At 70.3% G+C, this 13,128-nt stretch carries 11 protein-coding genes and 1 riboswitch; of the genes, 4 read left to right on the forward strand and 7 right to left on the reverse strand.

Annotation, left to right across the window (positions count from 1 at the left end):
• Nucleotides 1-100 precede the first annotated feature (100 nt).
• The 3 genes from ACT3T9_RS12005 to ACT3T9_RS12015 are packed head-to-tail and all read left to right on the forward strand — an operon-like array spanning nucleotide 101 to nucleotide 2,865.
• On the forward strand, nucleotides 101-1,345 hold the full coding sequence (locus ACT3T9_RS12005) for a pyridoxal phosphate-dependent aminotransferase (protein ID WP_444606673.1): 1,245 nt from the start codon (nucleotides 101-103) through the stop codon (nucleotides 1,343-1,345).
• Complete coding sequence (locus tag ACT3T9_RS12010; protein WP_444606674.1) at nucleotides 1,342-2,379, forward strand: adenosine deaminase; 1,038 nt, start codon at nucleotides 1,342-1,344, stop codon at nucleotides 2,377-2,379. The genes ACT3T9_RS12005 and ACT3T9_RS12010 overlap by 4 nt, the downstream gene beginning before the upstream one ends.
• Nucleotides 2,380-2,388: 9 nt before the next feature.
• Nucleotides 2,389-2,865 (forward strand): hypothetical protein, encoded by a 477-nt coding sequence (locus tag ACT3T9_RS12015; protein WP_441446248.1) that lies wholly within the window; start codon nucleotides 2,389-2,391, stop codon nucleotides 2,863-2,865.
• 219 nt (nucleotides 2,866-3,084) lie between these two features.
• On the opposite strand, the gene galK is transcribed toward ACT3T9_RS12015, so the two are convergent.
• The 4 genes from galK to ACT3T9_RS12035 form a co-directional block, all read right to left on the reverse strand.
• Entirely contained in the window at nucleotides 3,085-4,338 is a 1,254-nt protein-coding gene (gene galK / locus ACT3T9_RS12020; protein WP_444502122.1) for a galactokinase, read from the reverse strand.
• A gap of 112 nt (nucleotides 4,339-4,450) precedes the next feature.
• Nucleotides 4,451-5,554: a lactonase family protein gene (locus tag ACT3T9_RS12025; RefSeq protein ID WP_444606675.1), complete on the reverse strand. Its 1,104-nt coding sequence runs from the start codon at nucleotides 5,552-5,554 to the stop codon at nucleotides 4,451-4,453.
• The gene (locus tag ACT3T9_RS12030) at nucleotides 5,551-7,047 is read right to left on the reverse strand and encodes a threonine/serine ThrE exporter family protein (RefSeq protein WP_444606676.1); all 1,497 of its coding nucleotides are present in this window, start codon (nucleotides 7,045-7,047) and stop codon (nucleotides 5,551-5,553) included. The genes ACT3T9_RS12025 and ACT3T9_RS12030 overlap by 4 nt, the downstream gene beginning before the upstream one ends.
• Nucleotides 7,048-7,255: 208 nt before the next feature.
• Nucleotides 7,256-7,546: a DUF3017 domain-containing protein gene (locus ACT3T9_RS12035; RefSeq protein WP_441446244.1), complete on the reverse strand. Its 291-nt coding sequence runs from the start codon at nucleotides 7,544-7,546 to the stop codon at nucleotides 7,256-7,258.
• Nucleotides 7,547-7,658: 112 nt separating this feature from the next.
• On the opposite strand from ACT3T9_RS12035, the gene ACT3T9_RS12040 reads away from it, so the two are divergent.
• Nucleotides 7,659-9,173 (forward strand): aspartate ammonia-lyase, encoded by a 1,515-nt coding sequence (locus ACT3T9_RS12040; protein ID WP_444606677.1) that lies wholly within the window; start codon nucleotides 7,659-7,661, stop codon nucleotides 9,171-9,173.
• A 187-nt stretch (nucleotides 9,174-9,360) separates the two neighbouring features.
• On the opposite strand, the gene ppk2 is transcribed toward ACT3T9_RS12040, so the two are convergent.
• From ppk2 to purN, 3 genes are all read right to left on the reverse strand, one after another.
• On the reverse strand, nucleotides 9,361-10,266 hold the full coding sequence (gene ppk2, locus ACT3T9_RS12045; RefSeq protein WP_441446339.1) for a polyphosphate kinase 2: 906 nt from the start codon (nucleotides 10,264-10,266) through the stop codon (nucleotides 9,361-9,363).
• A gap of 190 nt (nucleotides 10,267-10,456) precedes the next feature.
• Entirely contained in the window at nucleotides 10,457-12,145 is a 1,689-nt protein-coding gene (gene purH, locus ACT3T9_RS12050) for a bifunctional phosphoribosylaminoimidazolecarboxamide formyltransferase/IMP cyclohydrolase (RefSeq protein WP_442332574.1), read from the reverse strand.
• A 28-nt stretch (nucleotides 12,146-12,173) separates the two neighbouring features.
• Nucleotides 12,174-12,251: riboswitch (ZMP/ZTP riboswitch) on the reverse strand.
• A gap of 29 nt (nucleotides 12,252-12,280) precedes the next feature.
• The gene (gene purN / locus ACT3T9_RS12055; protein ID WP_441444450.1) at nucleotides 12,281-12,853 is read right to left on the reverse strand and encodes a phosphoribosylglycinamide formyltransferase; all 573 of its coding nucleotides are present in this window, start codon (nucleotides 12,851-12,853) and stop codon (nucleotides 12,281-12,283) included.
• Nucleotides 12,854-13,128 lie beyond the last annotated feature (275 nt).

The raw sequence follows: 13,128 nt of genomic DNA on the forward strand, positions 1-13,128 counted from the left end.
CTCCAGGAACGGTCCCCCAGCGTTCTCCCCCGCCGTATTCCCCCGTGTCCGAATGGGGTCGGACCTGGCGACTGATCGCGTGCTCTGCCACGATAGGCGGGTGACCAACGACGATGCCAGCATCTCCGCGACCAGCCCGCACACCCCTCAGCACGCCCGCATCTCGCAGCGGGTCGGAGCGATCCAGCCGTCGGCGACCCTTGCGGTCGATGCGACCGCGAAGGCGCTCAAGGCCGCCGGTCGGCCGGTGATCGGCTTCGGTGCCGGCGAGCCGGACTTCCCCACCCCGCAGCACATCGTCGACGCCGCGATCGAGGCGGCGCAGGATCCGCGCAATCACCGCTATTCGGCCACCGGGGGCCTCCCTGAGCTGCGCGAGGCGCTGGCCGAGGCGTTCTCGGGCACCACCGGTCTGGAGATCCAGCCCTCCCAGGTGCTCGTCACCAACGGTGGCAAGCAGGCCGTGTTCCAGACCTTCGCGACCCTGCTGGACCCGGGCGACGAGGTGCTGCTGCCGGCCCCCTACTGGACCACCTACCCCGAGGCGATCCGGCAGACCGGCGCGGTCGAGGTGCCGGTGCTGGCCAGGGTGGACCAGAACTATGTGCCGACCGTCGACCAGCTCGAGGCGGCCCGCACCGAGCGCACACGCGCCCTGGTGCTCTGCTCCCCCTCGAACCCCACCGGGGTGGTGCTGACCCCCGAGCAGGTCACCGAGATCGGGCGCTGGGCGCTCGAGCACGGGATCTGGGTGGTCACCGATGAGATCTACCAGTCCCTCACCTACGACGAGATGCCCTTCACCTCGGTCCTCAAGGCGGTGCCCGAGCTCGCCGAGACCACAGTGCTGCTGGGTGGGGTGGCGAAGTCCTTCGCGATGACCGGCTGGCGGGTGGGCTGGATGGTCGGCCCGGCCGACATCATCAAGGCGGCGACCAACCTGCAGTCCCACCTCACCTCGCACGTCAACAACATCGCCCAGCGGGCGGCCCTGGCGGCGCTCACCGGCCCCACTGAGCCCGTCGAGCAGATGCGCGAGGCGTTCGATCGTCGACGTCGCCTGATCGTGGAGAAGCTCTCCGCGGTACCCGGGTTCACGGTCCCCACCCCCACCGGCGCGTTCTACGTGTTCCCGGATGTCTCCGGAGTGCTCGGCCGCGAGATCCGCGGGCGGAAGATCACCACCTCGGCAGAGCTGGCGGCTGTGATCCTCGAGGAGGCGGAGGTCGCCGCGGTGCCGGGTGAGGCCTTCGGCGCCCCTGGTCACCTGCGCTTCTCCTACGCCCTGGCCGATGAGGACATCGCCGAGGGCATCGACCGGGTGGCAGCGCTCCTGGCCGGATGAGTCCGGCCGATGGTGCTGGCCGCGATCTCGCGGCACTGCCCAAGGCGCACCTGCACCTGCATTTCACGGGGTCGATGCGCCAGCGGACGCTCCTGGAGCTAGCGGACGAGCGGGGCATCCGACTGCCCCGCTCGCTCACCGACGACGTCGCGCTGCAGGTCGAGCCCACGCGCCGCGGCTGGTTCCGCTTCCAGCGCCAGTACGACGCGGCGCGGGCGGTGGTCGATTCCGAGTCGGCCATGCGCCGGATCCTGCACGAAGCGGCCGAGGACGATGCTGCCGAGGGTTCCGGGCGGCTCGAGCTGCAGGTGGACCCCACCAGCTATGCGCCCTTCGTCGGCGGTCTGACCCCGGCGATCGAGATCGTGCTGGACCAGGCCGCCCGTTCCGAGCAGGAGACGGGGGTGAGCATCGGGATCGTCATCGCCGCCTCCCGCACCCGTCACCCCCTGGATGCGCGGACCCTCGCCCGGCTGGCGGCGCGGCACGTCGGCCCGGTGGTCGGCTTCGGTCTCTCCAATGACGAGCGGCGCGGCACCACTGCAGACTTCGCGCTGGCCTTCCGGATCGCTCGCGACGCGGGGCTGATGTCGGTGCCGCACGGTGGGGAGCTGCTGGGACCCGAGCATCTGGAGGACGTGGTGGAGCATCTGCACCCGCACCGCCTGGGCCACGGGGTGCGCGCCGCAGAGGACCCGGCTCTGCTGGAGCGGGTGGTCGAGGCCGGGATCGGTCTGGAGGTGTGCCCCGCCTCCAACGCCTCGCTGGGGGTGGTGGAACAGGCGGCCGACGTTCCGCTGCGCCGCCTGGTGGATGCCGGGGCCCAGATCGCCCTGGGCGCCGATGACCCGCTGCTGTTCGGCTCTCGCCTGCTGGACCAGTATGAGACCGCGCGGGAGATCGGCTTCGACGACGCCGAGATCGCGGACCTCGCTGCGTCCTCGATCCGGATCTCGGCCGCGCCGGTCGCGGTGAAGGAGCGCCTGTTGGGCGGGGTGAGGGCCTGGCTGGCCTCCCCTCCGGCAACGTTCTAGGGTCGGCGCATGAGAACTCCGCGCAGGATGCTCCCGCTGGTGGCGGTCGCCGCCCTGGTGATCACCCTGGTGGTGCCCGTCAGCGTCTCCAGCGATCCTGATTTCGACGCGTTCCTCATGACCAGCGCCGGCCAGCCGGGGACCACCGATTCCCTGCCCCTGATGCTCCCGATCTGGGCGATCGTGCTGGTCGCCGCCGCGACGGTGTGGATCCCGCGCTGGCCGGCTCTCTGGGCGGTCGTCGCCTTCGTCGCCGCTCTCACGCTGGTCATCCTGCCGGCGACCCTCGTCCTGGATCCCCCACGGTTGATGTGGGACGGCTGGGATGAGGCGAACAATCGGCCGACCGGAGGAATGGTGGTTGGTCGACCGTTCATCGGCTCGGCCCTGTGGGTGGCGGGCTCCCTCGCCCTGACGGCCTCGGGAGTGCTCGGGATCCTCGACGCGGTGCGGTCGCGGGCGAGGCGCCCTGCTCAGACGCGGTGAGAGCGGGGGCGACGGGGCCAGGGTGGGCACGGTGTTCTCGGTCAGCGGGGAGAAGCAGCCTCGTTCAGAGCGGCCAGTTCCTGCCGCTCCACCCTTCCGGACGCGGCAAGGAGATCACCCGCACGCCGAGCGCAGCGGCCTCGTCGAATCCGGTGCTCACCAGCAGGATCTGGTCCCCCTCGGCTGTCGCAGTCGGCGTCTGCAGACGTGGCCGGCGTGTCAGCGGTCCTGCCCGGCGCCTTCCGAGGGCAGTGCCAGGAAGAACTCCGGGGCGTCGAAGCCATGCTCGGCGAATGCCGCAGCGATCGCCGCCGCGACCTGCGGGGCCTGCTGCGCCTCGACCAGAGCGATGGTCGAGCCGCCGAAGCCGCCGCCTGTCATCCGCGCACCGTGGGCACCCGCCCCCCGCGCGGCCTCGACCGCGACGTCGAGCTGCGGGACGGTCACCTCGTAGTCCTCGCGCAGGGAGTCGTGCGAGGCGTTCAGCAGGGCGCCGAGGTCCGTCACCTGCTCGCGCACGGTGCCGGCGGCGAGCAGGGCGTCGAACTCCCGCACCCGCTGGATCTCGGTGATGACGTGATGGGCGCGACGGCGCACCACCTCGTCGTCGATCCGGGTGAGCTGCTCGTCCAGCTGTGCGGGGTCGACGTCCCGCAGCGTCGGCACGCCCAGGGCCTGCGCCGCGCGCTCGCTGTCCGCACGGCGTGCCGTGTACTCGCCATCGACATGGGAGTGCTCGGCGCGGGTGTCCGTGATCAGCAGGGCGAGGCCCTGCGAAGCGAGGTCCCACGGCACCGGACGGGTGGAGAAGTCACGGCAGTCTAGGAAGAGGGCATGCCCCTCGCGTGAGAGCACCGAGGCGGACTGGTCCAGACCGCCGGTGGAGGCCCCGGCGAAGTCGGTCTCGGCGGTGATCGCAGCCCGCACCCGGTCCAGCGGCTCGGTGCCGAGGCTCAGCAGCGCCTCGATGGCCTCGGCAGCGGCGCATTCGAGCGCCGCGGAGCTGGAGAGCCCGGCACCCAGCGGCACCTGACCGTCGATCATGATGTCCATCCCGCGGGTCGAGGCCCCCGAGATCCGGGAGCGCAGCGCCCACAGCACACCCGCCACATAGGCCGGCCAGCCGGTGACAGCCTCGGGCGTGAGCGCACGCGCATCGATGTCCAGGACCGTCTCGTCCTGCGCCGAGCGCACCCGCAGCCGATCCGTGGGGGTGCGCGCCGCCGCCGCGAAGCAGCGGTGCGAGATCGCCATCGGCAGGCACAGCCCGTCCTGGTAGTCGACGTGCTCGCCGATGATGTTGACCCGGCCGGGCGCGGACCACACTCCGTCGGGCTCGTAGCCGAAGGACTCGATGAACAGCTGTGCGGCGTGATCCGCGGCCTCCGAGCGGTCCGGGGCGGCGGACAGCTCGACCGCGGCCGGATCTGCTCCGAGTCGCGCAGCGGCGGCGGGAGAAGCGGCAGAGATCATGGGGGTTCCTTCCGAAGCGGTGAGGAGCCGGCGGCGCAGCGGGAAGCGCGCCCTGTCCGGCTCGGCGTCCGAGAGTCTAACCGTCATCTCGACAAGAGCCGAGGAGCAACGTTCAGGGACGCACCGCGAGGCACGCCGCCGACGGAACAGGGATCGGCTCCCCCACCACCTCGAGCCGCTCCCCCGCGCGCCTGAGCACATCGATGCAGTCCCCTTCCTGCGCGGCGACCAGGATCAGTTCGCCCCACTGGGTGAAGTGCCGCGGATGCGCCCCGACCTCGATCTCCGCCACCAGCTGCGGCCGCATCATGGCCAGCGAGAGCAGGGAGAGCGTGTCCGGGCCCCGGTTGGCCACCACCAGCAGCGACTCCTCTGCCGCGAGCTCGATGTGGGAGAGCGCATTGGGACCCTCATGACTGCTGGCCGGGGTCATCGAGCGCACGCTCCAGCGATGTCCGGCCCGCGGGTCCCGGCCGGCGGCACCACGGGTGAGCTGCGGTGCGGGCTCGTCCCGGGATGCGGTGGCGACCATCCCCGAGAGCTCGCAGGCGATGTAGAGCTGCTCCGATTCGTGGTCCGGGGCGAGATGTCGTGGTCCGCTGCCCCGCCGCAGCGGGATCTCCCCGCTGAGGTTGATCATTCCCTCCACGTCCTGGCGGTAGAGCAGCACCCGATCCAGGCCGAGATCCGGCACTGCGAGCACCTCGGTACCGGGCAGCGGGACCACCTGGTGCGGATGCGGGTCCTCTCCGTCGCTGTAGTCGTGATGGTCGTCCAGATCGATCTGCTCGAGGGGGACGCCGTCCGCATCCAGCCGCACCGTGACGACACTGCCCGCCCCGTACTGCGCGATGACCAGCGTGGACCGGTCCGTGCCGAAGCTCAGATGACAGCCCCCGGAGCCGTCCACGGCAAGCTCTCCGAGCACCTCCGCCGCGCACCCGTCGGCGCTCACCCGCACCGCGGCCACCCGGGTGGGGTCCCCTTCGAGCACCGCGTACAGCAGCGTGCCGTCCTCGTTCCAGAGCACGAAGGAGGGAGAGGCGAGATCCACCACCGCCAGCTGCTCCACCGCAGGCACGGCGTGGGGATCCTCGAGGGTGAGCTTCAGCAGGGTCAGACCCGGGCCGCGGCCCGTGCCGCTGCGCGAATATCCGCCGACGGCGATCTGTGCGGTGGCGCTCACGGCGGTGGTGCTCAAGGCGGTGGTGCTCACGAGGGCTCCTCGGGGTCGGTGCGCCGCCGCGAACCGTCCTCGAGGTCCGAGGGCGGATCGAGATCCGCCAGGAAGGACGGGTCCTCGAACATCGTGGAGGACAGCGCTGTCATCTCGCCGGTCATCGTAGACGGCTCGATCACCGGCGCGCCACGACGACGCCGCTGCCCGCGCGAGCCCAGAGAGAGGCGGCGGCGGCGCAGCGTGGTGAACGGCGAGGAGATCGCCGGGGTGTACGCGATCCCGGTGCGGCGGATGTAGGGCATCAGGCGCGAGGCGAGCAGCTGCCCCAGCACCACCCCGGCCGCGATCGAGACCGCGATCTCGGCGGCTCCCAGCAGATCGGCGACGCCGGTGCCGAGATCATCGCCCAGCCCCAGCAGGCCGCGGTAGATGAGGCTGCCGGGGACCAGCGGGATCACGCCGGCCATCACGAAGGCGAGGGACGGGGCGCGCAGCCGATCTGCGAGCGCCGTGGAGACCATGCCGGTGCCGAAGGCCGCCAGGGCGACGGCGACGGTGCGGTCCAGCAGCAGGCCGGACAGCAGATGCGCGAGGATCCCGGAGCTCCCAGCGACCAGCGCCGCGAACAAGAGCAGCCGGGCGGGCACCTGCGTGCCGACCCCGTAGCCGAGCCCCATGCCCAGCCCGGAGATGATCACCACCACCGCTGTGGTGAGGGTGAGGGGAAGGGCTGCGCTGACCGAGATATCCGCGCCGACCAGGTCGGCGAGCAGCATGCCTCCGCGGACCCCGGCCACGAGGCCGACGGTGAGCATCAGCGCTTCGAGCATGCGTCCGGCCGCGGTGACATACCAGCCGGTGACCGCGTCCTGGACGGCGCTGATCGAGCTCAGCCCGGCCAGCTGCACGATGATGCAGGAGATCACCACCGTCGAAGGGCTCGCGCTCTCATCGAGCAGGGCCACGAGCACTGCGCCCCCCACCGCGATGAAGCCCCCCAGCACCTGGCTGTAGAAGGGCGGGATGTTCCATCGCGCCAACAGCTCGCCGATCGCGATCAGCAGCCCGGCGGAGAGGGTCGCCGCAAGCACCACGAGGCTGCCCGCTCCGAAGAAGAGCGCCGCGGCCCCGCCCATGACGGCGAAGCCGGCGACCACCAGGGGGATGCGGTACAGAGGCTGGCGCTGCGGGATCGCGGAGGCCTGACGGCGCGCCTCGTCCAGCGGCAGCTCTCCGGAGAGGTAGCCGTGGGAGATGTCCTCGAAGGCGGCCAGCCGGGCGAAGTCCTGCACCCGTTCGCTCGCGGAGCGCACCCTGGTGAAGGGAGTGGCGGATTCGTCCGCCAGGTAGGAGATCGTCACCTCGTTGAACGTCACCTGCACCGAGACGTTGCGAAGACAGGAGGAGCTGGTCACCCGCAGCACGGTCGCCGTGACCTCGGAGGCCGCGGCGCCGTTGGTGAGCAGGCCCTCGCCGATCCTCATGGCGAGGTCGAACACGGCATGGAGCCGGGTGGAGTCGGTGGGCACCCACCGATCGTGCCACACGCGCCGGGACCTGGAACACTCCGCGGGCCGCTTGACGCCTCACAGCCTGACGCTTCACCGCGCCGACCGGTCCGCGCGGTGCTGCTGCGCCGCGGCGCAGCACGTCCGTCAACGAGGAGGACCGCAGTGACGTCAGCGGAGAGCTGGCGTCAGCGGAGACGTCAGCGGAGAGGTGGCGTCAGGCCGGAGCTCAGAGGTTGGGCGAGGCGGACAGCACGGCAAGGGAGATGGCGAGCAGCAGCAGCACCACCACGTCCAGCCCTCGGGAGCGGACCGCGAGCGCCCCGACCGCCCGCACCGGAAGCACCGCTCTCAGCACGGCGAGCACCCCCAGCAGCGCGGCCAGCAGCAGCCCGGCCAGCGGCACGGAGGCGAGCACGGCGATCGCCACGACCGCACCCAGTGCGCACAGGGCAAGAGTCAGCACCGCCTGCCGCTGGAAGGCGGCGGCGAGGGTGGTGGGGGAACGACGCTCGGACACGGACCCATCGTACGGTCCACGCCGTACGGTCCTCGCGTCGGCCCCGACGCGGCTACCCTGGCCGTGGTCGGCAGCGCCGTCGACCGCAGAGCGACCTGGAGGACTCCTTCACATGACCATCCCCGGTGCGATGACCGGTACTGCGACCCGCACGGAGCATGATCTGCTCGGCGATCGCGAAGTGCCCGCCGATGCCTACTACGGTGTCCAGACCCTGCGTGCGCAGGAGAATTTCCACATCACCGATGTGGCGCTGAGCCACTTCCCCCGACTGATCGAGGCACTCGCCCAGGTCAAACGGGCCACGGCCCGCGCGAATCACGGTCTCGGAGCGCTCGATGACGAGCGAGCGGCCGCTATCGAGCAGGCCTGCTCCGAGATCGCCGGCGGTGAGCTCCACGAGCACTTCGTGGTGGACATGATCCAGGGCGGCGCCGGCACGAGCACCAACATGAATGCGAACGAGGTGATCGCGAACCGGGCGCTGGAGATCCTCGGTCACGCCAAGGGCGAGTACGAGCACCTCCATCCGAACAACCACGTCAACCTCTCCCAGTCCACGAACGACGTGTACCCCACCTCGCTGCGGCTGGCGATCCTGCTGACGTTCCCGGCTCTGGTGGACTCGATGGAGCATCTGATCTCCACCCTCCGCACCAAGGGCGCGGAGTACTCCGAGATCCTGAAGATGGGTCGCACCCAGATGCAGGACGCGGTCCCGATGACCGTGGGCCAGGAGTTCAACGCCTGGGCCACCACGATCGAGGAGGACGTCGAGCGACTCACCCGCACCGCGTCGGCGTTCCAGGAGATCAACCTCGGGGCCACCGCGATCGGGACCGGCATCACCACGGATCCGCGTTACGCGCAGCGTGCCACCGAGGAGCTCTCGTCCCTGACCGGCATCGACTTCATGGTCTCGATCGACCTCGTCGAGGCCACCAGCGACACCGGCGCGTTCGTGACCTTCTCCGGGATCCTGCGCCGCATCGCGGTGAAGATCTCCAAGATCTGCAACGACCTGCGCCTGCTGTCCTCGGGCCCGCGGGCCGGCTTCCACGAGATCAATCTGCCCGCGGTGCAGCCGGGCAGCTCGATCATGCCGGGCAAGGTGAATCCGGTGATCCCGGAGGTCGTCAACCAGGTCGCCTTCGAGGTGATCGGCAACGATCTCACGGTGGCCTTCGCCGCCGAGGGCGGGCAGCTGCAGCTGAACGCCTTCGAGCCGGTCATCGCGTTCAACATCCTCGAGTCCACGCGCATCATGACCCGGGCGATGAACACGCTCGCCGATCGCTGCATCGCCGGCATCACCCTGAACGAGGACATCCTGGAGGACCACCTGCGCCGCTCGATCGGCGTGGTCACCGCGCTGGTGCCGGTGATCGGCTACGCCGCCGCGACCGATGTGGCCGCCACCGCCCTGGACACCGGCCGTCCCGTCGCCGATCTGGTGCTCGAGCGAGGCCTCCTGGACGAGACCCGGCTGAAGGCACTGCTGTCCCCGGCCTCGATGACCCGCCCGCACCGCACCACCCCCACCGGCACCCTGCCGGCGCTCTCGGAGGAGTGGCTGGACTCGGGGGAGATCGCCCGCCTGCCCGAGGAGCCGATCACGGAGGGCTGACTCCCCTCGCTCCCCTCGCCCTTCCCCCGCCCCTCACTCTCGACCGCGACACGCCGACCGAGAACACCGGCTCCGTCCCCGAACGGGAGCTGCCGGTGTTCTGGGCCGGCGTGTCGGTGCGTGCGAGTGCGGGAGGGGTGCGTGCGTGCGCGCACGGTATATGCGGGCGCGCCGAGGGAGCATCAGCTCACTCGTCGGCCTCTTCCATCTTGCCGCGCATGACGAGCTTGGGATCGGGGAGCCCGACGACCTCGTGGTCCTTGTCCTCGTACTCGAACTGCGAGAGGAAGTAGCGCATCGCGTTCAGCCGCGCCCGCTTCTTGTCGTTCGAGCGGATGATGGTCCAGGGCGCGTACTTCTTGTCCGTGCGGCGGAACATCTCCTCTTTCGCCTCGGTGTACGCCTCCCAGCGGTCCAGGGACTCGAGGTCCATCGGGGACAGCTTCCACCGCCGCACCGGATCCAGCTGGCGGATCGCGAAGCGGGTGCGCTGCTCCTTCTGGGAGACGGAGAACCAGAACTTGGTGAGGTGGATGCCGGAATCGACCAGCATCCGCTCGAAGTAGGGCACCTGGTTCATGAACGTCTCGTACTGCTCGGGCGTGGCGAAGCCCATAACCCGCTCGACTCCGGCCCGGTTATACCAGGAGCGGTCGAACATGACCATCTCGCCATCGGTGGGCAGATGCTGGATGTAGCGCTGGAAGTACCACTGGCCGCGCTCGCGGTCGCTGGGCTTGTTCAGCGCCACCACCCGGGCGGTGCGCGGGTTCATGTGCTCGGTGAAGCGCTTGATGGTGCCGCCCTTGCCGGCCGCGTCCCGCCCCTCGAAGATGATGATCGACTTCTGATCGTTGTCTTCGAGCCAGTACTGGTACTTCAGCAGTTCGACCTGGAGCTTGTACTTCTCGCGCTCGTACTCGTCCCGGTCCATGCGGGTCTCGTACGGGTATCCCTCCTGCCAGGTGTAGACGGGATTGCCCTGAGGGTCGATGAGATCCGGGTCCGGAGTGTGCCCGTCGAGGACCGAGTACCCCTCTTCGCGCAGATGCTCGATGTACTCGCGCAGGCTCTGGTTGTCAGGGATCTTCACGGTCGCTCCTTCGCACGCTGGTGTATGGGTCCAACTCTAGAGGCCCCGCATGTCCATTCGGTGAACTGAGGGCCCCTCGACATGCGCGATGGGGGCACCGGCGCCCCGCGTGAGCGGGACGCCGGTTCCGCGGGCGCGGATGCCTGCACCGCCCCGGCGAGAGTCCTCGCCGCCGGGGCGGGCGACCGGCTCAGTGCGCGAAGTGGCGCGTCCCGGTGAGGTACATGGTCACCCCGGCTGCACGGCAGGCCTCGATGACCTCCTCGTCGCGGATCGAGCCGCCCGGCTGGACGATCGCGCGCACGCCGGCGTCGAGCAGGATCTGTGCACCGTCGGCGAAGGGGAAGAACGCGTCCGACGCGGCGACCGCACCGCGGGCCCGCTCAGGCACCGCGGCACCGTCGGCGGCCTGTCCCAGGCTGTTCGCACGGGCGACGGCAAGACGGCACGAATCCAGGCGGTTGACCTGGCCCATCCCGATGCCGACCGCTGCGGAGTCCTTGGCCAGCAGGATCGCGTTGGACTTCACAGCCCGCACCGAGCGCCAGGCGAAAGCGAGGTCCGCGAGGGTGGCGGCATCCGCCGCGTCGCCCGCGGCGAGGGTCCACTGCGAAGGATCGTCGCCCTCAGCGGCGATGGTGTCCGCGTCCTGGATCAGCATCCCGCCCCAGATCTCACGCATCTCGACGCTGCGGGAGTACTCCCCCACCAGTCGCAGGATCCGCAGGTTCTTCTTGGTGCGCAGCAGCTCGAGCGCCTCGTCCTCATAACCGGGGGCGAGGATGACCTCGGTGAAGACCGGCTTGACCTGCTGGGCCATGGCGAGGGTGACCGTACGGTTGGTCGCGATGACACCGCCGTAGGCGGAGACCGGATCGGTGCCGTGGGCGCGGGCATGGGCGAGTGCGATGTCCTCGGACTCGTCGGCCACCGCGATACCGCAGGGGTTGTTGTGCTTGACCACGGCGACGCTCGGACGGTCGTGGTCGTAGGCCGCGCGCACGGCGGCGTCGGCGTCGACGTAGTTGTTGTAGCTCATCTCCTTGCCGCCGAGCTGCTCTGCGCCGGCCAGGCCCGGGGCGCTCTCGTCGGTGACGGCCAGACGCGCCCGCTGGTGCGGGTTCTCGCCGTAGCGCAGGGTCGCGGTGATGCCGAGCTCGGCGGCGTCGGCATCGGAGAGGTCGAGGATGGAGATGTCCTCGTCGTCGTCGAAGGAGCCGTCCTCGTCGGAGTCTGCCTGGTCGTCGGCGCCGGTCGGGGTGTCATCCTCGGCCGTGTCCTCGAGCTGCTCGAGCATCCAGTCGCTGATCGCGTCGTCGTACTCGGCGGTGCGGGTGAAGGCGATGGTCGCGAGCTCCTGGCGCTCAGCGAGGGTGAACCCGCCGGCCTCGGCGGCCTCGGCGGCGATCCGGTAGACCTCCGGGTCGACGACGACGGCGAGGGAGGCGAAGTTCTTCGCTGCGGCGCGCACCATGGTGGGGCCGCCGACGTCGATCTTCTCGATGATCTCGTCGAAGGTGCCCCCGGCGGCGACCGTCTCGCTGAACGGGTACAGGTTCACCACGACCAGGTCGAAGGGTGCGATGTCGTGATCGGCCAGCTGGGTGCGGTGCGCGTCGAGCCGCTGATCGGCGAGGATCCCGCCGTGGATGCGCGGGTGGAGGGTCTTGACCCGGCCGTCGAGCATCTCGGGGAAGCCGGTCACGCTCTCGACGTCGGTGACGGCGATGCCTGCGTCACGGATCGTGGACCCGGTAGAGCCGGTCGACACGATCTCGACGCCGTTCTGCGCGAGGGTGCGGGCGAGGTCGACGATGCCGGTCTTGTCGAAGACGGAGATGAGGGCTCGACGGATGGGGCGGCGTTCTGCGGTGCTCACGGGGCGTGCTCCTGTTCGGATCTGCTGCTGCGGGCACCCAGGCGGTCGATGTCCACGCTCGTCACTCCCCGGTGGTCCCCCACCTTCGCCAGTCGTGTGCCGCCATCCTAGCCGGGGCCCGTAGGCCCCTTCGGCTCAGCCAGCCGCGGTGAGACGCCGCACAACCTCGACCAGCAGCGGCTGCTCGACGGCCTTGATCCGTTCGTGGAGGGTCTCCTCCGTGTCCTCGTCGAACACCTCCACGGCGGTCTGGGCGAGGATCCGTCCGGTGTCCACACCGGCATCGACCTCGATCACGCTGCAGCCGGTGACCTTGACCCCGTGCGCGAGCGCGTCGCGCACCCCGTGAGCTCCGGGGAAGGAGGGCAGCAGCGCGGGGTGGGTGTTGATGATCCGCCCGCCGAAGGCTTCCAGCAGCGGCGGCCCCACGAGCTTCATGAAGCCGGCCAGCACCACCAGGTGCGGGCTGTGCGCCGCGACAGCGGTGACGAGCGCCTGATCCCAGGCGTCGCGGTCCGGATGCGCGGACAGTGACACCACCTCGGTGGGGATGGCAGCGGCCCGGGCATGCTCGAGGCCCGTGGCATCGCGGTCGGCGATCACGGCGACGACCTCATAGGGACAGTCCTCGCCGCGCGCGGCGGCGAGCAGGGCGGCGAGGTTGGAGCCGGTACCGGAGATGAGGACGACGACGGGGAGGCGGTTCACCGCTCCAGAGTAGTCATCGCAGTCCTCCTGCAGCAGCCACGACGAGCTGCGCGGGCCGCATTCCCTCGAACAGGTCAGAACGACGGGTGCGGCTGACGGGTGCGGCTGACGGCTGCAGCCGACAGGTGCGACCGACAGGCCCGGCCGACGGATGCAGCTGACGGGCCCGACTGACGGGTGCGGCCGACGGGTCCGACCGACAGACCCGTTCGACGAGCGCGTGGTGACGAGTCGGCGATAGAGAACCGGGTTGGCCGTGCCTGCGCGCGCGAACG

It is taken from the genome of Brachybacterium sp. AOP29-B2-41, assembly GCF_052378395.1.
Lineage (GTDB): Bacteria > Actinomycetota > Actinomycetes > Actinomycetales > Dermabacteraceae > Brachybacterium.